The organism is Streptomyces cyaneochromogenes, from assembly GCF_003963535.1.
GTDB lineage: Bacteria > Actinomycetota > Actinomycetes > Streptomycetales > Streptomycetaceae > Streptomyces > Streptomyces shaanxiensis.
In genome coordinates this window covers 2,653,242-2,672,697 of the sequence record NZ_CP034539.1, presented here as the reverse complement: position 1 = coordinate 2,672,697, position 19,456 = coordinate 2,653,242, and the positions used below count along the sequence as shown (strand labels likewise).

Annotated in this window: 16 protein-coding genes and 1 pseudogene; 10 read left to right on the top strand and 7 right to left on the bottom strand. The window is 71.9% G+C overall.

The annotated features are described in order from the left end of the window. Window positions 1–31 precede the first annotated feature (31 nt). The 4 genes from EJ357_RS11870 to EJ357_RS11855 are packed head-to-tail and all read right to left on the bottom strand — an operon-like array spanning window position 32 to window position 3,436. A complete protein-coding gene (locus tag EJ357_RS11870) occupies window positions 32–1,084 on the bottom strand; it encodes an NAD(P)H-dependent flavin oxidoreductase (RefSeq protein WP_126391353.1) in 1,053 nt (350 codons plus the stop codon). Beyond that, on the bottom strand, window positions 1,084–1,806 hold the full coding sequence (locus EJ357_RS11865; RefSeq protein ID WP_126391351.1) for a CoA-transferase subunit beta: 723 nt from the start codon (window positions 1,804–1,806) through the stop codon (window positions 1,084–1,086). The genes EJ357_RS11870 and EJ357_RS11865 overlap by 1 nt, the downstream gene beginning before the upstream one ends. Next, window positions 1,803–2,648 (bottom strand): CoA transferase subunit A, encoded by an 846-nt coding sequence (locus tag EJ357_RS11860; RefSeq protein ID WP_126391349.1) that lies wholly within the window; start codon window positions 2,646–2,648, stop codon window positions 1,803–1,805. The genes EJ357_RS11865 and EJ357_RS11860 overlap by 4 nt, the downstream gene beginning before the upstream one ends. Beyond that, window positions 2,645–3,436: an enoyl-CoA hydratase family protein gene (locus EJ357_RS11855; RefSeq protein WP_126391347.1), complete on the bottom strand. Its 792-nt coding sequence runs from the start codon at window positions 3,434–3,436 to the stop codon at window positions 2,645–2,647. The genes EJ357_RS11860 and EJ357_RS11855 overlap by 4 nt, the downstream gene beginning before the upstream one ends. A 54-nt stretch (window positions 3,437–3,490) precedes the next feature. Here EJ357_RS11855 and EJ357_RS11850 point away from each other — a divergent pair, with 54 nt between their 5' ends. The 3 genes and pseudogenes from EJ357_RS11850 to EJ357_RS11840 all read left to right on the top strand — a co-directional run bounded on the left by EJ357_RS11850 (window position 3,491) and on the right by EJ357_RS11840 (window position 5,444). Then, window positions 3,491–4,231 carry an SDR family oxidoreductase gene (locus EJ357_RS11850; RefSeq protein ID WP_126391345.1) on the top strand — a complete coding sequence of 247 codons (741 nt, stop codon included), beginning with the start codon at window positions 3,491–3,493 and terminating at the stop codon, window positions 4,229–4,231. Between the two features lies 1 nt (window position 4,232). Further along, window positions 4,233–4,355: pseudogene (locus EJ357_RS48855) on the top strand (SDR family NAD(P)-dependent oxidoreductase); the annotation flags it as partial. A gap of 165 nt (window positions 4,356–4,520) precedes the next feature. Beyond that, a complete protein-coding gene (locus tag EJ357_RS11840; RefSeq protein ID WP_407698514.1) occupies window positions 4,521–5,444 on the top strand; it encodes an SDR family oxidoreductase in 924 nt (307 codons plus the stop codon). Window positions 5,445–5,561: 117 nt separating this feature from the next. Here EJ357_RS11840 and EJ357_RS11835 read toward each other — a convergent pair whose 3' ends face one another. Continuing rightward, window positions 5,562–6,458 carry a hypothetical protein gene (locus EJ357_RS11835; protein ID WP_126391343.1) on the bottom strand — a complete coding sequence of 299 codons (897 nt, stop codon included), beginning with the start codon at window positions 6,456–6,458 and terminating at the stop codon, window positions 5,562–5,564. A 160-nt stretch (window positions 6,459–6,618) separates the two neighbouring features. On the opposite strand from EJ357_RS11835, the gene EJ357_RS11830 reads away from it, so the two are divergent. After that, a complete protein-coding gene (locus EJ357_RS11830) occupies window positions 6,619–7,416 on the top strand; it encodes a S1 family peptidase (protein WP_126391341.1) in 798 nt (265 codons plus the stop codon). A gap of 24 nt (window positions 7,417–7,440) precedes the next feature. Here EJ357_RS11830 and EJ357_RS11825 read toward each other — a convergent pair whose 3' ends face one another. After that, entirely contained in the window at window positions 7,441–9,216 is a 1,776-nt protein-coding gene (locus tag EJ357_RS11825) for a glycoside hydrolase family 35 protein (protein WP_126391339.1), read from the bottom strand. A gap of 87 nt (window positions 9,217–9,303) precedes the next feature. Between EJ357_RS11825 and EJ357_RS11820 the strand changes: the two genes are divergently transcribed. The 6 genes from EJ357_RS11820 (at window position 9,304) to EJ357_RS11795 (ending at window position 17,565) form a co-directional block, all read left to right on the top strand. Beyond that, a complete protein-coding gene (locus EJ357_RS11820) occupies window positions 9,304–10,191 on the top strand; it encodes a helix-turn-helix domain-containing protein (RefSeq protein ID WP_126391337.1) in 888 nt (295 codons plus the stop codon). Between the two features lie 24 nt (window positions 10,192–10,215). Then, complete coding sequence (locus EJ357_RS11815) at window positions 10,216–10,566, top strand: chorismate mutase (protein WP_126391335.1); 351 nt, start codon at window positions 10,216–10,218, stop codon at window positions 10,564–10,566. A 202-nt stretch (window positions 10,567–10,768) separates the two neighbouring features. Beyond that, window positions 10,769–11,314: a response regulator gene (locus EJ357_RS11810; RefSeq protein WP_126391333.1), complete on the top strand. Its 546-nt coding sequence runs from the start codon at window positions 10,769–10,771 to the stop codon at window positions 11,312–11,314. 101 nt (window positions 11,315–11,415) lie between these two features. Continuing rightward, on the top strand, window positions 11,416–13,920 hold the full coding sequence (pepN, locus tag EJ357_RS11805; protein WP_175647372.1) for an aminopeptidase N: 2,505 nt from the start codon (window positions 11,416–11,418) through the stop codon (window positions 13,918–13,920). A 265-nt stretch (window positions 13,921–14,185) separates the two neighbouring features. Continuing rightward, on the top strand, window positions 14,186–15,652 hold the full coding sequence (locus tag EJ357_RS11800; RefSeq protein WP_126391329.1) for a pyridoxal phosphate-dependent decarboxylase family protein: 1,467 nt from the start codon (window positions 14,186–14,188) through the stop codon (window positions 15,650–15,652). Window positions 15,653–16,194: 542 nt separating this feature from the next. Further along, on the top strand, window positions 16,195–17,565 hold the full coding sequence (locus EJ357_RS11795) for a lysine N(6)-hydroxylase/L-ornithine N(5)-oxygenase family protein (protein WP_126399382.1): 1,371 nt from the start codon (window positions 16,195–16,197) through the stop codon (window positions 17,563–17,565). Between the two features lie 26 nt (window positions 17,566–17,591). On the opposite strand, the gene EJ357_RS11790 is transcribed toward EJ357_RS11795, so the two are convergent. Further along, entirely contained in the window at window positions 17,592–19,397 is a 1,806-nt protein-coding gene (locus EJ357_RS11790; RefSeq protein WP_126391327.1) for a bifunctional metallophosphatase/5'-nucleotidase, read from the bottom strand. Window positions 19,398–19,456 lie beyond the last annotated feature (59 nt).

The window sequence follows — 19,456 nt, the reverse complement described above, 5'->3', positions numbered from 1 at the left end:
GTCGTGGCTGGTCGCGCGGTTCCCCGCACCCCTATAGGGCGTTGCCGAGCAGCCGTTTGCGTGCCCCCTCGGCCTCCTCCATGATCCGCTCCACCAGCTCCGCGCACGACGGCAGGTCGTCGATCACCCCGGCGACCTGCCCGGACGCCATCACCCCCAGATCCGTACGGCCGTCCACCATGGACGCCTTCAGCAGCATCGGCGTGTTCGCGGCGAGCAGGACCTGGCTCCAGCTCAGGTCCTTGCCGTGCCTGAGCGCGCGGCCTTCCCTGAGCATCCGGCGCCGGCTGGTGCCGGACAGCTTCCGGTAGCCGGCCGCCCTGCGCACCGCCTGGAGGAGAGCCCGCAAGCGGCCGGAGTGCTCGAGAGCGTCGACCAGGTCCGTGCGGAGCATGCGGTGGGGCAGGCCGTCCACGGCCCGGGTGACCGTGACATCCCGTACGGTCGCCGCCAGATAGCGCGCCTTCACCGCGTCCGGCACCGTCGAGTCCGAGGTCAGCAGGAACCGCGTGCCCATCGCGACCCCCGCCGCCCCGTACGCCAGCGCCGCGACCAGTCCCCGCCCGTCGAAGAAGCCGCCCGCCGCCACGACCGGTATCTCCACGGCGTCGACCACCTGCGGCAGCAGCACCGTCGTCGCCACCTCTCCGGTGTGTCCGCCGCCCTCACCGCCCTGCACGATCACCGCGTCCGCGCCCCACGCCGCGACCTTCTCGGCGTGCCGCCGGGCGCCGATCGAGGGGATGACGACCACGCCCGCGTCCTTGAGTTCGGCGATCAGCTCACGGGAGGGCGCGAGGGCGAAGGAGGCGACGCGCACACCCTCGTCGATCATGACGCGGACCCGGTCGCCGGCGTCCGAGGCGTCCGCCCGCAGATTCACCCCGAACGGAGCGTCCGTACGGGACTTGACCTCGCGGATCGCCTCACGCAGCCGGTCGACGGTCATCGTCGCGGAGGCCAGGATGCCCAGCGCGCCGGCCTCGGCCGTCGCCGACACGAGCCGCGGGCCCGCCACCCAGCCCATCCCCGTCTGCACGATCGGGTGGCGAACCCCGACCAGCCGCGTCAGCGGTGTCTCCATCACGCGCCGACCTCCTTGACGCGGATGTTCTCCGGATCGATCACCTCGCGGATGAGCCGCAGCTCCTCGGCGGTGGGGGGACGGGTCCGGGGCACGTCGTCGTCCGGGACGGCCAGCTCGAAGGAGGTGGCCTCTGCGACCTGGTCCAGGGTGACTCCCGGGTGGAGCGAGACCAGCCGCATCGAGTGGTCGGGGGTGCCGAAGTCGAAGACGCCCAGGTCGGAGACGACACGGGGGATGCGGTGGTAGCGGGCGCCGCCCGCATGGTCGTAACCGACCCCGCACACCATGTCGACCCGCTCGACGAAGACCCGCCGGGAATGCCTCGGGACCCAGTAACTGGTCGGATTGTTGAGGGTGTTGACCGGCGCGCCGCGCACCCCGAGCAGCTGGCGCCTCGGCCTCGCCCAGTCGCCGATGCACGAGATGTTCTGGTTGCCGTACCGGTCGATCTGGCTCGCGCCCATCATCACGTGCCGACGGCCGCCGGTGACCAGGGCGAGGTGCCGGCGGTACGGCAGCCAGCCCTCGGTCGTCCCGTCCGGGCGGACGAGTGTCGCCTCGCCGTCGGTCAGCAGCAGGTCGGGCGAGAAGGTGAGCCGGGCGAGGCGGGCGCCGATGGACGGGATCAGACCCATCGGGCTGGCCAGCACCTCCCCGTTGCCCCGCCATGCCTCCGCGCAGGCGATCACGCAGTACTCGGCGCGGGTGGCCTCCGTCATGACCTCCACGCCCCCTCCCGGACCGCCGACCGGTACGCCTGCTCGTCCCCGCCGAGGAACCGCGCCGCGAACTCAGCCCAGGGCGTGCTCGCGTACGCTTTCTGGAAGGCCTCGTCCCGGCCGTAGTCCGGCGCGCAGGACGTGAAGTGCGCCCCGTTCGGGGCCTCCACGACCCCCGTCACCGTGTGTCGTTTGATCAGCAGCGACTGCGGGGCCGCCTCCTTCAGCAACTCGGCGGTGTCGACGACCCGTTCACAGGAGAGGTAGGCCGTGTCCGCCGCCTCGCAGAAGAGGTCGTCGAAGTAGGGATCGGGGCCCAGGTACTGGCCGTTGCCCAGCCGGTCGGCGCGATTGACGTGTACCAGGGCGGCATCCAGGCGCAGGGCGGGCATGGCGACGAACGTCTCCCCGTCGTCGTACGGCGAGGTCACCGTCCGCAGGCCGGGGTTGACCCGCATGACGTCCGAACCGATCCCGGCGCGCACCGGGAGGAAGGGCAGCCGGTTCGCGGCCGCGTGCAGGCCCCACATGAACATCGCCTCGTCGATCTCCATGAGGTCGAAGGCGCCGCGTTCGCGGGCCGCGCGGTAGTGCGGTTCCAGTGGGATCGAGTCGAGGGTGACGAAGGCGGTGACCAGCTTGCGGACACGTCCGGCGGCGGCGAGCATGCCGACGTCCGGCCCGCCGTACGAGACGACGGTGAGATCGGTGATGTCGGAGCGCAGCAGCGCGCGCACCAGGGCCATCGGCTTGCGCCGCGAGCCCCAGCCGCCGATGCCCAGGGTCATGCCGCTGCGCAGCCGTGAGACGACCTCGTCCGCGGTCGTCGTCTTGTCGCTCATTCAGCCACCGTCCCTTCCGAACGAGTCACTCCGAACGTGTCGCGGATCCGGTCGGCCACTCCGCTGAGGCCCGCCTCGAAGGTGAAGCCCTGCTCGAAGCGGTAGCTGCGCCGGACGTCGACCGGGTCGATGCCGTTGATGGCGGCCTTGGCCAGGCGCAGCAGCTGTCCGTCCTTGGCGGCGATCTCGCGGGCCAACTCCAAGGCGGCGGTGCGGAGTCGCTCGCGCGGCACCACCCGCCACACCGAGCCGTGCGCGTGCAGTTCGGCCGCGGTCGCCGTGCGCGAGGTGTAGTACAGCGCGCGCATCAGATGCTGGGGGACCAGCCGGGCCAGATGGGTGGCCGCGCCCAGCGCTCCCCGGTCCAGCTCGGGCAGTCCGAAGACGGCGTCCTCGCTCGCCACGATCGCGTCCGCGTTGCCCACCAGCCCGATACCGCCGCCCAGGCAGAAGCCGTGCACGGCGGCCACGACGGGCACCTCGCAGTCGTACACCGCCGCGAAGGCGTCCGCACAGGCGCGGTTGGCGCCGATCAGCGCACTGTGCCCGTCCTTCTGTATCTCCTTGATGTCCACGCCCGCGTTGAACCCGCGCCCCTCGGCCGCGAGGACGACACACCGGGTCGCGGGCTCCCGGCCCGCCGCCCGCACCGCGTCGGCCAGCGCGAACCAGCCCTCCACCGGCAGGGCGTTCACCGGTGGGAAGTCGACGGTGACGACGGCGATACCGCTTTCCTCGGGCCCCGTCTGCGGGGACGAGTTTTCCGGGGACGAGGTGGAGACACCCATGGCCGCATCAGCTACCTTTCCACCAAACGTTTGTTAGGTGAAGGGTAGCCGCGCATGGGGCTGGACGGGAAGGTCGTGGTCGTCACGGGCGGCACGCGGGGCGTGGGCGCCGGGATCACCCGGGCCTTCGCCGAGGCCGGCGCGCAGGTCGTGGTCTGTGCGCGCAGACCACCCGAAGTCCCGTGCGCGGGCGCCGAGTTCAGTCCCCTGGACCTGCGGGACCCGGAAGCCGTACGGACCTTCTTCGCGGCCCTGCCCCGTCTCGACGTGTTGGTCAACAACGCGGGTGGCACACCGTACCGACGGTTGACGGACGCCGACGCCGAACGGCACGCGCGTGTGGTCGAGCTGAACCTCGTCGCGCCGATGACGGCGTCCCTGGCCGCGTACGAGCACCTCAGGCGGGCGCGGGGCTCGGTGGTGATGATCGGCAGTGTCAGCGGCGGCCGTGCCTCGCCCGGGTCGGCGGCGTACGGGGCGGCGAAGGCCGGGCTGGAGAGCCTGGCCCGGTCGATGGCGGTGGAGTGGGCGCCGCAAGTGCGGGTCAACACGCTGGTCGTGGGCATGGTCCGCACCGAGCGGTCCCACCTCCACTACGGGGGCGAGGACGGCATCGCGGCCGTCTCCCGCACCGTCCCGCTCGGCCGCCTCGCCGAACCGTCCGACATCGGCGCGGCCGCCGTCTTCCTCGCCTCCGAGGCCGCCGCCTACATCAGCGGGGCGAGCCTGCTCGTGCACGGCGGGGGCGAGCGGCCCGCGTTCCTGGACGCCGCAACGGTCAACAAGGAGGCATGACATGAGCCGGATCTGTGAGGGGCGGGTCGTCGTGGTCACCGGCGGGGGGCGGGGGCTGGGGCGTGCGCATGCGCTGGCGTTCGCACGGGAGGGGGCGAAGGTCGTCGTCAACGATCTCGGGGTCGGGCTGGACGGTCTGGCGAGCGGGGGCGGATCTGCCCGGCAGGTGGGCGAGGGCGGGCCCGCTCGGCAGGGGGCAGGGGCCGTGGGGGGCTCGGGCGGGCAGACGGGTGTCGGTGGGGCGGCCGGGTGGGCGGCTGGGGGCGGTGGCCTGGCTGGGCAGGGGGCTGTGCACGGTCGTGGTGGGCAGGGGGCTCTGGAGGGTCCCGGTGGGCAGGGGGCTGCGGAGGGTCCTGGCGGGCAGGGGGATGTGGGCGGTCCGGCTCGGCGGCCGGCCGGGGGCGGTTCTGCCGGGCCGGTGGCTGCGGACAGTGCCGGTCGGCAGGTGGTCGCGGACCATCCCGCCCAGCAGGTGGTCGAGGAGATCCGCGCGGCCGGCGGTGAGGCGATCGCGCACGGCGGTGACGTGGCGACGAGCGCCGGGGCGGCCTCGCTGGTGGCGGCCGCCGTGGAGACGTACGGCCGTCTCGACACCCTCGTCAACAATGCCGGCTTTCTGCGTGACCGGATGCTGGTGAACCTCGACGAGGACGACTGGGACGCTGTCGTGCGCGTCCATCTCAAGGGGCACTTCCTCCCGTTGAAGCACGCTGCCGCGTACTGGCGGGCGGAGGCGAAAGCGGGCCGCAGGCCGGATGCCCGGGTCGTCAACACGAGCAGCGGGGCGGGTCTGTCGGGCTCGCTGGGGCAGGTCAACTACAGCGCCGCGAAGGCCGGGATCCTTGCGCTGACGCTGGTCGCTGCGGCCGAGTTGGGTCGCTACGGCGTTCAGGTCAACGCGATCGCCCCGGCGGCGCGTACGCGGATGACCGAGCGTGCCTTCGCCGAGACGATGGCGGTGCCCGACGCCGGCTTCGACGCCATGGCGCCGGAGAACGTCTCGCCGTTGGTCGTCTGGTTGGGCTCGGTGGGGAGTGAGGGCGTGACGGGGAGGGTTTTCGAGGCGGAGGGTGGGCGGATCACGGTGATGGAGGGGTGGAGGGCGGGGCCGAGTGTGGACAAGGGGGCGCGGTGGGTGCCGGGGGAGGTGGGGGAGGCGGCGCTGAAGCTGTTGGGGGAGGCGGGGGTGCAGGGAGTGGTGTACGGCGCGTGAGGGTTTTCGCCCGCGCCGCCCCTACCCTTCCCGTCCTTCTGGGGCTCCGCCCCAGAGCCCCCTCCTCAAACGCCGCAGGGGCTGATTTCAGCCCGGGCGGCGGGGGCGAAGAACCCCCTACGTGTCACACTCCAGCACCGTCCGGCACAACCCACACCGCGCCCGAACCCTCCCCCGCACCGGCACCCGAATCCGCTGCTGACACGTAGGGCAGGGAAACGACACCCGCAACGGCCCCCGCCCGTCCGGCGTGAACGCATACGGCGCCCCCGGCCGCGTTCCGGCCCCACGCTGGTCCTGCGCATGACGCCGATCGTGCGCGTACCGCCGCCGCCCCGCCCACCCGGCCGCCGTCAGCGGCGGCTGCTGCTCGTCGCGGCGGGCCTCGGCCAGGCCCTTCACATACGCCGCGTACGCCTGCGGACTGGTGAACCACACCGACGGATCCTCCGCGAAGAGCAGCGCCCGCTTGGCGAGGACGTACCCGAACTCCTCCGGCGTCAGATACCCCAGCTTCTGCGAGGACGCCGCGTCCTCCCGGTACGCGTCGAGGAGCAGCCACCCCGCGCCCAGATACGTCGTCGCCGTGTCCGTGAGGATCTCGTTGTCCCGTGTGCCCGGGAAGGACAGGCCGAGTCGGTGCAGATACACATGCATCACCTCGTGGGCGAGCGCCGCCCCGATGTCCCGGCGATGGGTGCGGAACCGGTCGTTCAGCTCGACGAAGTACTCGGGCCCGGCAGCGAGTTCGACGTTCGCCGCGTGGCTCATCTCCCGGAAGCTGACGATCAGCCGGGCGTCCGGAAGGCGGTAGTGCCGGACCAGCTCGCGGGCCACACGCTGCGCACCCAGATACAGATCGTCCGTGTCGGAGAACGCCACGTCCACCGGCGCCACGCTGGCCGCGAACGTCTGGATGGTGTCGTACGACAGCCGCCTGTAGAGCGCGGTGATGGAGGCCCGCACCGTCTCCAGGTGTGGGAAGCCGTGCTGAACCGGTCCGCCGTTCGCCACGCCCGTACCCCCAAGACGCCTTGAACCCGATTCCACTCTACGGGGATGAGAGGGGATTTTCCCTGACGGGGTTCCACCGCCGGGACGTGAGATCCGTCCTTGTCAGGCATGCCACCCGATCTTCATACTGCGGGCCGCTCAACACGCCATGAAAGGACGTATGTTGACCTCCAGCTCGCCGAAGAGAAGCGGCAAGACCCTGGCCAAGAGAGCGGCGGCCGTCGGTGCCGTCGCGCTCGCGGTCGCCTCCCTCCAGCCCCTCAGCGCGAACGCCGCGTCCACCCGCGTCGTCGGTGGAACGCCCGCCGCGCAGAACGAGTTCCCGTTCATGGTCCATCTCTCCATGGGCTGCGGCGGGGCGCTGTACAAGAAGGACGTCGTCCTGACCGCGGCCCACTGCATGGACGGCTCCGGCAACAACACCAGCATCACCGTCACCGCGGGTGTCAACGACCTCGACTCCTCGGCCGCGATCAAGGTCAAGTCGAAGAAGGTCAAGGTGGCCCCGGGCTACAACGGCTCCGGCAAGGACTGGGCGCTGATCAAGCTCGCCCGGCCCATCGACAAGCCGACGCTGAAGATCGCCACCACGGACCGCTACAACCGCGGCATGTTCACGATCGCCGGGTGGGGCGACACGAAGGAAGGGGCCGGCGAGGGCACGACCAAGCTCCAGAAGGCCACCGTTCCCTTCGTCGCCGACCGCATCTGCAAGCGCCACTACGGCAACCGGCTGGTGTCGAAGGAGGAACTGTGCGCCGGCTGGCAGAGCGGCGGCATCGACACCTGCCAGGGCGACTCCGGCGGCCCCATGTTCCGCAAGGACGACGCGGGCAAGTGGCTCCAGGTCGGCATCGTCAGCTGGGGCGACGGCTGCGCCCGCGCCGGTGTGCCCGGCGTCTACACGGAGGTCAGCACCTTCGCGAAGGACATAGCCAGCGCGGCGAACGCGCTGTAGGGCGCTCGCCGCACCAGAGGTACGTCAGACGGCCCGGAGGAACGGGGCGCCCGCCTCGGCGGACCCCGGCCGGGCCGTCTCGTCCAGCTCCAGCACCCACACCTCGTTGACTCCCTCCCGCAGCACGGGCCCCGGGACGTACAGCGAGCGCTGCGGGCCCGCGGACCAGTAACGGCCCAGACCGAAGCCGTTGATCCAGACGAACCCGCGGGTCAGCCCCGGCAGCTCCAGGCGGGCGTCACCGGCGCCCCGCACGGTGACGGTGCCCCGGTACAGCCCCGGGGCGCCGTCCTCGGGCAGCTCCCGCGACGGCACCGCCCTCACCCGCTCGACGTCGTCCAGCGCATCGAGGCGCAGCCCACGCGCGCGTACGTCGTGCAGATACTGCCGCTCGTGCAGCACGCCCCCGGTGATCCCCTTGGGCTCGCCCAGCCGCGGCCCGTAGTTCACCCGCCCCAGGGACTCCACCCACAGCTCCACGCGCGCGTAGCCGGCGACGGGCTCCTCGAGGCTCGCCTCGTCCTCGCTGAGCACCCCGGCCCGCTCCCCGTCGACGTACACCACGGCGAGGTCCCGCAGCCCGCGCACCGTCAGCGGATACGGCCGCCGGGGCCCCGGCACCGTCACCTCGTACCGCACCAGGCCGCGCTCGACGCCCAGTTCCTCGAAGGAGGGCGGGACGGGACCGGCCGTGTCCGGGCCGCCCAGCGTCCGCAGAAGGTCGCCCAGGGGCGCCCAGCCGGTCAGGACCACCTCGGCCGGCGCCCCCAACGACGGCGGTGTGGGCGGCACTTCGGGCAGCGGGGCGTCGGCGTACCCGGCGAGGACCTCGCGGAAGGCCCAGAACTTCGCTGTGGGGCGGCCGTACTCGTCGATCGGGGCGTCGTAGTCGTACGACGTGACGTCGGGCTCCAGCGGGCCGTCGTGCAGCGCGCCGCCGCCCCGGTTGGCGCCCGCCCAGCCCGCGAAGTTCGTGCCGCCGTGCGCCATGTACAGGTTGACCGACGCCCCGCACTCCAGGATCTTCCGCAGGGCCGCCGCCGCGTCCCCGGGATCCCGTACGACGTGCTCGCCGCCCCAGTGGTCGAACCAGCCGCACCAGAACTCCATGCACATCAGCGGACCCTCGGGGCGGTGCCGGCGCAGCGTCTCGAAGGCCACGCGCGCGTGGGAGCCGAAGTTGACGGTGGCCAGGACGCCCGGCATCGAGCCGCCGGAGAGCATGTGGTCCTCGGGACCGTCCGAGGTGAACAGCGGGACGGTGACGCCGTGTTCGCGCAGCAGACCGGCCAGACGGCGCAGGTACTGCGCGTCCGAGCCGTAGCTGCCGTACTCGTTCTCGACCTGCACCATGATCACCGGGCCGCCGCGGTCGCTCTGCCGGGGCACGACCTCGGGCAGGAGCCGCTCGAACCAGCGCGCCACGTGGCCCAGATAGCGCTCGTCACGGGTACGCGCGCGTGCGCCCACCTCGGCCGTCAGCCAGTACGGCAGCCCGCCGTTCTCCCACTCGGCGCAGATGTAGGGCCCCGGCCGCACGATCGCCCACAGCCCCGCCGCCCGGGCCGCGTCCAGGAACCGGCCGAGCGCTCCCACGTCCCGGCCGCGGCCCGGCTCCGGCTCGTGCAGGTTCCACGGCACGTACGTCTCCACGCAGTTGAGGCCCATCGCCCGCAGCATCGCCAGCCGGTGCCCCCACTGAGCCTCGTGCACCCGGAAGTAGTGCAGCGCCCCGGACAGCAGCCGCACCGGCCGCCCGTCCAGCAGAAAGTCCGTGTCCCCCACCGTGAACTCGCTCATGGCCCCAGCCTCACCTCTGGCGGCGATCAACGTCCATGGACAAAGATCGGCGCTGGTTGGACGCAAGTGGCCCCGGGAGGAGCGCGGATGTACCACACCTGGATGCGGTTCTTCACGCCCGGCCCCGCCCACCACAGGCTCGGCCTCGTCTGCCTCGGCGTCGGCCTCCAGTACGGCCCCCTGCCCACCGTCGGCCCGCGCACCCTCGACCACCACGTGGCCGTCGTCGTCAACGCGGGCGGCGGCTGGTACGAGAGCCCCGACGGCCGCCGTACGACCGTCACCGCGCCCGCGCTGCTGTGGCTGACCCCAGGCGTACCGCACCACTACGCGCCCGACCCCGGCACCGGCTGGGACGAGGGCTTCGTCGACTTCGCCGGGCCCGCCACCACGACGTACACCGAACTCGGCTACATCGAGCCCGAGCGCCCCGTCGTGCCCCTGTCCGACGCCGCCGGCCCCCGCGCCGTCATCGGCCGCATCGCCCGCGCCGCCCGCCGCGACAACCCGCTCCTGGATGTGGAGACCGGCGCCGCCGTCCACGAACTCCTCGTCGCCCTGCGCCGCGCCCGCGCCGACCTCGCGCCCGACGGCGAGGCGGTCCTCAAGGCCCTCGCCCGCGACGCCTGCCTGCCGCTGACCGTCGCCGACCACGCCGCCCGGCACGGCATGACCCTCGCCGAGCTGCGCACCGCCGTGCGGCGCGGCGCCGGCTGCAGCCCCAAGGACTATCTGCTCGGCATCCGCCTGGGCCGCGCCAAGGAACTCCTCGCCGCCACCGACCTGCCCGTCGCCGCCGTAGCCCGCCGTGTCGGCTACGACGACCCCGCCTACTTCTCCCGCCTGTTCACCCGCCGCGTCGGCATGGCCCCCGTCCGCTTCCGCGCCCAGCAGGGCCGCACCGTCCCCGGCGGCTGGAGCAACCAGGTCCCCGACCCCGACGACCCGCCCGTGATCGAACGAACGACCGCATGAGGCGGCCCCGTAGGCTGGACCCCCATGACCACCAGCAACCCGACCCCCGGTGACGTGGACCCCGCCGTCCGCGAGGAGCTCGCCCGGCTGCGCGAGAGCATCGACAACATCGACGCGGCCGTCGTCCACATGCTCGCCGAGCGCTTCAAGTGCACCCAGCAGGTCGGCCATCTCAAGGCCCGGCACCAGCTCCCGCCCGCCGACCCCGCCCGCGAGTCCCGGCAGATCGCCCGGCTGCGCACCCTCGCCGAGAACGCCAAGCTCGACCCCGCGTTCGCCGAGAAGTTCCTGAACTTCATCATCGCCGAGGTGATCAGGCACCACGAGAGCATCGCCGAGGACACGATCAACGGCGCGGCGTCCACGGCGAAGTGACCACCGGCCCCGCCGCGCGCCCGCACTCACCGCGCGCGGGCGACGTGAATGTGACGGCGGGCACCGGACAGGCCCTCCCGGGGGAGTGACACGGCGGCCCGCGCCGGGCATGCTGCGCTGTGCACCGCATGTCAGCTGACAGGCACTCCCCGTCAGCACCCTGGACATACCCTGGATGTCCACGCGGGAGGGACGTCGGGCCATGCCGTCGGATGCCAAGATCCTCATCGTCGACGACCACGAGGACACGCTGTACGCGCTGGAGAGCGCCCTGGCCCCGCTGGGCTACCGGCTCGCCCGCGCCACCAGCGGTGACGAGGCGCTCAAGCAGGTGCTCCGCGGCCAGGTCGGCCTGCTGCTCCTGGACGTCCGGATGCCCGGCGTCAGCGGCCTGGACGTGGTGCGCTACATGCGGCGGGTGGAACAGACCCAGCACATACCGGTCGTTCTGCTCACCGGCTTCGGCGCGGACCAGGAGCTGATGTCCACCGCCTTCGGGCTCGGCGTCGCCGACCTGGTCATGAAGCCGATCGACCCCTGGATGCTGCGCACCAAGGTCCGCTACCTGTACGACGCCTACCGGCGCCATCGCGCGCTGGAGCACGAGGTGCGCGAGTTACGCGCCCTGGTCAAGGACGACCCCGCGGCCCGCGAACCCGGACCGCGCCCCGCCCTGCCCCACCCCGACGCCCGCGTCCCGCCACAACGCGACAGCCCGGCGGCGGCGCCGACCACGGACCGGACCTGACGCCCGCCTGGCACTCACCTCGCACCCACCACCGAGCGGACATAACGCCCTTACCGATCCGCCCCTGTGCCTTGCCGACGGCATCAGGCAGCATGTCGTTCATGTCCGTACTGACGCGCGACGAAGCGCAGACCCGTGCCCAGCTCCTCGAAGTCCACCGGTACACGATCGAACTCGACCTGACCACCGGGGACGAGACCTTCGACTCCCGCACCGTCATCCGGTTCACCACGCGCGCGGACCGAGCGGGCACGGACACGTTCGTCGAGATCAAGCCGGCCGAGCTGCGCTCCGTCACCCTCGACGGGCACCCCCTGGACCCGGAGACCCTGGACGGCAACCGGCTGCCCCTGAAGGACCTCACCGCAGGCGAACACGAACTGAGCGTCGACGCCGCCATGCGCTACTCCCGCACCGGCGAGGGCATGCACCGCTTCACCGACCCCGTCGACGGCGAGACCTACCTCTACACGCAGCTGTGCATGGACGACGCCCAGCGCGTCTTCGCCGCCTTCGACCAGCCCGATCTCAAGGCCGTCTTCTCCTTCACCGTCACCGCACCCGCCGAGTGGACCGTTCTCGGCAACGGCATCGCCACCCAGGCCGACGCGGGTCGCTGGACGATCGCCGACACCCCGCCGATCTCCACCTACCTCGCCGCGATCGCCGCCGGCCCCTACCACTCGATCCGCACCGAGCACCGCGGCCTGCCCTTCGCCCTGCACTGCCGCCGCTCCCTCGCATCGTCCCTGGACGCCGACGCCGACGAACTCCTCGACGTCACCCGGGCCTGCTTCGACCGCTTCCACGAGAAGTTCGACGAGCCCTACCCCTTCGACTCCTACGACCAGGCGTTCGTCCCCGAGTTCAACGCCGGCGCCATGGAGAACCCCGGACTCGTCACCTTCCGCGACGAGTTCGTCTTCCGCTCCGCCGTCACCGACACCGAGCGCCAGACCCGCGCCATGGTCGTCGCCCACGAGATGGCCCACATGTGGTTCGGCGACCTCGTCACCCTGCGCTGGTGGGACGACATCTGGCTGAACGAGTCCTTCGCCGAGTACATGGGCTACCAGATCTGCGCCGAGGCCACCCGCTTCACCGACACCTGGACCGACTTCGGTGTCGCCCGCAAGTCCTGGGGCTACGACGCCGACCAGCGCCCCTCCACCCACCCCGTCGCCCCCGAGGGCGTCGACGACACCGCCACGGCCCAGCTCAACTTCGACGGCATCTCCTACGCCAAGGGCGCCTCCGCGCTGCGCCAACTGGTGGCCTGGCTCGGCGAGAAGGACTTCCTCGCCGGCATCAACATCCACTTCGCCCGGCACAAGTTCGCCAACGCCGCCCTCGCCGACTTCATCGACTCCCTCGCCGCCGCCACCGAACGCGACGTCCACGCCTGGGCCGACGCCTGGCTGCGCACCACCGGCGTCGACACCCTCACCCCGACCGTCGCCCCCGGCGAGAACGGTACCTACAGCCTCACCGTCGACCGTGCCGGCAGCCGCCCGCACCGCATCGCCGTAGGCCTGTACGACCTGGACCTCGGCGACAACGAGGGCCACCTCGTCCTGCGCGAACGCCTCGACCTCGACGTCCCGCACACCGCCCCGCACCCCATCGGCAAGCGCCCCGCCCTGATCCTCCTCAACGACGGCGACCTGACCTACGCCAAGGTCCGCTTCGAGCCCGCCTCCTTCGAGACCGTCCGCACGAGCCTCGCCGGACTGCCGGAACCGCTCAGCCGCGCGGTCGTCTGGAACGCCCTGCGCGACGCCGTCCGCGACGGCGAACTGGCCGCCACCGCCTACCTGGAGGCCGCCCGCGCCCATCTGCCGCACGAGACCGACCTCGCCGTCGTCCAAGGCGTCCTCGGCTTCGCCACCGCCCACGTCGCCGACCGCTACCTCACCGCCGAGGAACGGCCCGCCGCCCTGGCCACCCTCTCCGCCCTGTGCCGCGACCTCATCCGGCGCACCGAGGACGGCGACAACCCCGGGCTGCGCCTGATCGCCGTACGCCACTTCATCGACGTCGCCGCCCACCCCGACACCATCGCCGCCTGGCTCGCCGACGGCACCGTGCCGGGCGGGCCGGAACTCGACCCCGAGCTGCGCTGGCGCGTCCTGGGCCGCCTCGCCGTCCTCGGCGCCGTCGACGAGGCCGCCATCGCCGCCGAACTGGAACTCGACCCCAGCGCCACCGGCCAGGAGGGCGCCGCCCGCTGTCGCGCCGCCCTGCCCGACGAGGAGGCCAAGACCAGGGCCTGGAACGCCCTGTTCGCCACCGACGAGAGCACCGACCTGTCCAACTACCTCTTCATCGCCACCGCCCAGGGCTTCTGGCAGCCCGAACAGGCCGACCTCGTACGGAGTTACGTCCCGCTCTACTACAAGGCCGCGGTCGCCCTCGCCGCCCGCCGCGGCCCCGCCATCGCCGACGCCGCCGGCCGCTACGCCTTCCCCGCGTACGCCGTCGACGCCGAAGCCCTGCGCCTGGGCGAGGAGTGCCTGAGCGACGGCGAGCCGATCCCGGCGCTGCGACGCAGGCTCGCCGACCAACTCGACGACCTGGCACGGGCGTTGCGGGTGCGGCAGGCGTAAGCACGCCGGTCCGTACGACGTAGGGGGCGCTGCTTCCGACGGCTGACGCGCAGGGCTGATCGTCCCGCCCGCACCGGACGGGACCCGGGACGACCGGCCCTCGCGAGCAGCTCCTTTACTCCGCAACCATGCGTACGCCACCCCGACACGCTTTCCCCGTACGCAGGTACCCCCTTTCGGGTTCCGATCGTTGGGCTTTTCGGGCGTGACCACGCATCCGGGTACAAGCTGGGAATCCCTCTTGCCCAGCGCCCGGGAGGACACGATGAGCACGCCGTCGTCGCTCGCGTCAGGCCCTGAAGGTCCGCACGCCCTGCGGCCGTTGCTCGACACCGTGCTCGACGCGCTGAGCGAGGGTGCCCGGGTACGCGGTGGCCCACTGCCCTCGGGCGGCCCGGAGGCGGTCGCCGTGCGCCTGCGGGACGCGATCGGGGACGTACTGCCCGACCAGGGCGACCCGGACGCCCTCCACGACATCGTCAGAGCGCTCGCGGAGGGCGCCGCCGACCCCTCCGACCCCTTCTGCGCCGCCCACCTCCACTGCCCGCCCCTCGCCCTCGCCACCGCCGCCGACCTGGCCGCCTCGGCCCTCAACCCCTCGCTCGACTCCTGGGACCAGGCGCCCGGGGCATCGGAACTGGAGGGGCTGGTGACGGAAGCGCTGGCGGCGGAGGTCTTCGGGACCGCAGCCTCCCGATCGACTCCACCCCCGAAAGCACCCGCCGCCCCGAACGCCACCGCCGCCCCGAGCGCTCCCTCCGCCCTGATCACCACCGGCGGCACCGAGTCCAACCAGCTCGCCCTTCTCCTCGCCAGGGAAGCGCACGGCGCCGATGTCCGGCTCGTGCACGGGGCGAACGCGCACCACTCCCTGCCCCGCGCCGCCTGGCTGCTCGGGCTGCCCGAACCCGTCGTCGTACCCGCCCCGGCCGGCGCCCTCGACCCCGCCGCCCTCGGCGAGGCCCTCACCTCCTGCGCCGCTCAGCGGCTGCGCCGCGGGTCCGCTCAGCCAGGCGCCCTCGTGGTCGCCGCGACCGCGGGCACCACCGACGCCGGCCTCATCGACCCCCTCCCGGAGATCGCCGCCCTGTGCGCGGCCCACGGCGCCCGCCTCCATGTCGACGCCGCCTACGGCGGAGCCCTCCTGTTCAGCGACCGGTACCGCGACAGGCTCACCGGCCTCGACGCCGCCGACACCGTCACCCTCGACCTGCACAAGCTCGGCTGGCAGCCGGTCGCCGCAGGTCTCCTCGCCGTCCGGGACCCGCACGACCTGGCCGTCCTCCACCACCGCGCCGACTACCTCAACGCCGAGGACGACACCGAGGCGGGCCTGCCCGACCTGCTCGGCCGCTCCCTGCGCACCAGCCGCCGACCAGACGTCCTCAAGATCGCCGTCACCCTCAAGGCCCTCGGCCGCACCGGCCTCGGCCGACTCGTCGAGCAAGTCTGCGACCACGCCCGTGAGTTCGCCGCCCTCGTCCACGACCACCCCGGTTTCGAGCTCTACGCCCCGCCCACCATCAGCACGGTCCTGTTCCGGCCCGCACACACCGGCGACGCCGCCGTCGCCGCCGTACGCCGAAGGCTCCTCACCGAAGGCCGCGCCGTCCTCGGCCGGGCCCGGATAGACGGGCGCCTGTGGCTCAAGGCCACGCTCCTCAACCCCCACACACGCCCGGACGACCTGGCCGCCCTCCTGAAACTGGTGGAAGGAAACACCCCCCGATGACCCCCCAGCCGAACCCCCACACCGACCTCCGCCACACCGAGCCCAACGGCAACGGTCACACCGACCCCCACGCCGGCCTCCGCCACACCGAGCTCAACGGCAACGGTCACACCGACCCTCGCGCCAGCCTCCACCACACCGACCCCCACGGCATCGGCGACACCGAGCCCCACACCGACCCTCACGCCGGCCTTCGCACGGGTTCCCAGGCCGGCCCACACGTCGGCGCCTGCGCCCGCCCTCGCACGAGCCCTCAGGAGGACTCCCGCACCGGCCCTGACGCGAGTTTCTCCACCGATCCCCACGTCGGCCTCCGTCACGACGGCGCCCGCGTCGGCCTTCACACGGGCTCCCACGCCGGCTCCTACGCCGGCCCTCACGCGGACCCCCGCACCCGCCCCGACACGACCCGCCCCACCGACCCGCACGCGGCGACCCCTCGCCCAACCCCCCAACCAACCCCCGACTCCGCCCCTCACCCAGCCCCAGGAACACCCCCACAGCCCGACCCCGACCCCGACACCCCCCGCGACCTCGTCGGCATCGGCATCGGCCCCTTCAACCTCTCCCTCGCCGCCCTCGCCCACCCCCTCGCCGAGCTCGACGCCGTCTTCTACGAGCAGCGCACCGCCTTTGCCTGGCACCCCGGCCTGCTCATCGACGGCGCGCGCATCCAAGTGCCCTTCCTCGCCGACCTGGTGACGCTCGCCGACCCCGCCAGCCCGTGGTCCTTCCTCAACTACCTCAAGGCCCGCGACCGGCTCTTCCCCTTCTACTTCGCCGAGCGCTTCCACATCCAGCGCGCCGAGTACGACGCCTACTGCCGCTGGGTCTGCGAGAACCTCCCCGGGCTGAGCTTCGGCCACCAGGTGGACGCCGTCCGCTTCAACACCGAACGCGACGTCTTCGAGGTCGACTTCACCCAGCTCGGCCCGGACGGAGAGGCCGAGGCACTGGGCCGTACCTACACCCGGAACATCGTCCTGGGCATCGGCACCGAGCCGTACGTCCCCGACCCGCTCAGGCCCCTCGTCGAGGCACCGGCCGTCCCCGTCATCCACGCCGCCGACTACCTCGACCACCGCGACAGCCTCCTGGCCGCCGACCACGTCACCGTCATCGGGTCGGGACAGTCCGGCGCCGAGGTCTTCCTGGACCTGCTCCGGCGCCGTCCCGCGGGGCGCGAGGGGCTCCACTGGCTCGGCCGTACCGAGGCCTTCGCGCCCATGGAGTACTCCAAGCTCGGCCTGGAGCACTTCACCCCCGACTACACCCGCTACTTCCACGCCCTCGCCGAGCCGGTCCGCGACAAGCTCGTCGCGTCCCAGTGGCAGCTCCACAAGGGCATCGACGCCGACACGCTCGCCGCGATCCACGACGAGCTCTACCGCCGCACCCTGCACGGCGGCTGGCCCGAGGTGGTCCTCACCCCCGGCGTCCGCGTCCGCACCGGGGGCCGGATCGCCACCACCAAGATCGAACTCCACCTGGAGCACGTCCACCAGAACACCCGCTCGCGCCTGACCACCGACGCGGTCGTCCTGGCCACCGGCTACCGCGAACGCCCCCTCGACTGCCTCCTGGCCGGCCTCGACCCGTACCTGCGCCGCGACAGCCAGGAACGCCCCCGCATCGACGACCAGTACCGCCTGGTCATGGACCCGCACGTCACCGGCTCCGGCTGCAACGTCTACGTCCAGAACGCCGGCGGCCACAGCCACGGCGTCGGCACCCCCGACCTCGGCCTCGCGGCCTGGCGCAGCGCCGACATCCTCAACTCCGTCACGGGCAAGGAGACCTACACCCTCCCCACCCGAACGGCCTTCACCACCTTCGGCCTGCAACAGCAGGAGCCCCGGATCCCGCGGGCGCGTCAGCCGAAGGCGCTGACACCGCTCATGGACGGGATCTGAGGCTCCCCAGAAGACCAACTCCGGGTCTAGAACACCGGCGTGCCGTTGCGCGTGAGCTTCCAGTCCACCGACGAGAACTGCTTCGGGTCCAGCACGCCCTTCGCGGTCACCCACTCCGCGATCCGGGTGCGGATCTCCGTCGACTCCGCCCACAGCTCCTGAGCCGACGCGACATGCGGGAACGCGCCGCCGCCGTTGGCCCGGTAGTTGTTCACCGCGAACACGAACTTCTGCGCGTCGTCCAGCGCGGCACCGTTGTACGACAGGTTCTTGATCCGCGAACCGGCCGGCTGGGCGATGTCGATCTCGTACGACAGACCCGACACGTAGTCGTAGTTGTAGTCCGGGCGGTTGTTCGCGTTCGTCAGCTTCTCCACGTCGACGGCCGCGTCGGCGGCGGTCTGCACGAAGTACTGCGCCGAGTACTCCAGGTACGCCTTGATCTGCGCGCCCGTCATCAGCTTCGCGACCAGCGTGTTGTCGTACACGTACAGGCTCGACAGATCCCGGATGGTCACGTCGCCGGCCGGGATCTCCGAGGTGCGGGAGAAGGGCGAGGCCTGCGAGATGACCGGCAGCGAGGCGTATTCCGTGCCCGCCAGCGCCGCCTTCGCCACGTCCTCCTGGACCTTGGTGATCAGGTCGATGATCGGGGCGTCCTTGTAGCGGGCCTCGACCGTCGTCAGCTTCTCGGTCGCGGTACCGACGACCTGGTTGACGTACTCCACGACGATGTCGTGGTCGTCCTTCAGCAGCTTGGTGATCTTCGGGTCGTCGGCGACCGTCTTCGAGTCGCGCACCGTCGCCTTCACCGACTCGACCGTCCAGCGGCCCTTGACGAGGACCAGCTCGAAGTCGAACAGGGTCAGCCGCTGGGCGTAGCACAACGGCTCCGACAGCACGACCGTCTTGCCCGTCTTCTCGTTCGTGACCAGCAGCTCCGCGATCTCCGTGTGCGCGTGCCCGACCAGGATCGCGTCGATGCCCGGCACCTGCTGGGCCACCAGCGCCGACGAATTCTCGATGTACGGCAGCTGGTCACCGTACGACGACGTCCCCGACGAACCCGAGTGCGCCGACACGATCACGACGTCCGCACCCATCGAACGCAGCTTCGGCACCCACTTCGCCGCCTGCTCCTCCAGCCCCGGGAACACCATCTTGCCCTCGACGTAGGCCTTGTCCCAGATCGCGATACCCGGGTTGGTCAGACCCAGCACCGCGACCTTCACGTCAGGGGCGCCCGGCACGCAGAACCTCTTGATGAAGTACGGCGGGAAGGCGGGCTTCAGCGTCTTCGCGTCCAGCGCGTTCGCACCCAGCAGCGGGAAGTCGCACTGCTCCTCGAACTTGCGCAGCGTCTCGATGCCGTAGTTGAACTCATGGTTGCCGAGAGCCACCGCGTCGTACCCGATCGCGTTCATCGCCGCCGCCATCGGGTGGATCGGACCACCCTTCGCGGTGATCGGGTCGACCTTCGCGTAGTAGTACGTCAGCGGGGTGCCCTGGATCGTGTCGCCCGCGTCGATGAGCAGCGTGTTGCGCCGGCCCTTCTCCGCACGGACCTGGTTCACCAGCGTCGAGACACGCGCCAGACCCTTCGCGTTGCCCTTGGCGTCCGCGTACTCCGCGTCCTTGAAGTAGTCCCAGTTGAAGATGTTGCCGTGCAGGTCGGTCGTGCCCATCACGGTCAGCGCGTACCGCTTCGCCGGCCGGGAGCCCTTCGCCGTCTGCGCGGCCTGCGCCGCCGGGGCGGCCGCCGCAGTGGCCAGTGCCACCCCCGCTCCGGTCACGGCGGACTTCTTCAGGAACTTCCGGCGGTCCAACGGCATGAGTGCTTCTCCTGAGGGGGATGGTCAACAACGCGCGTAGATTCTGACCTGGGCATGGC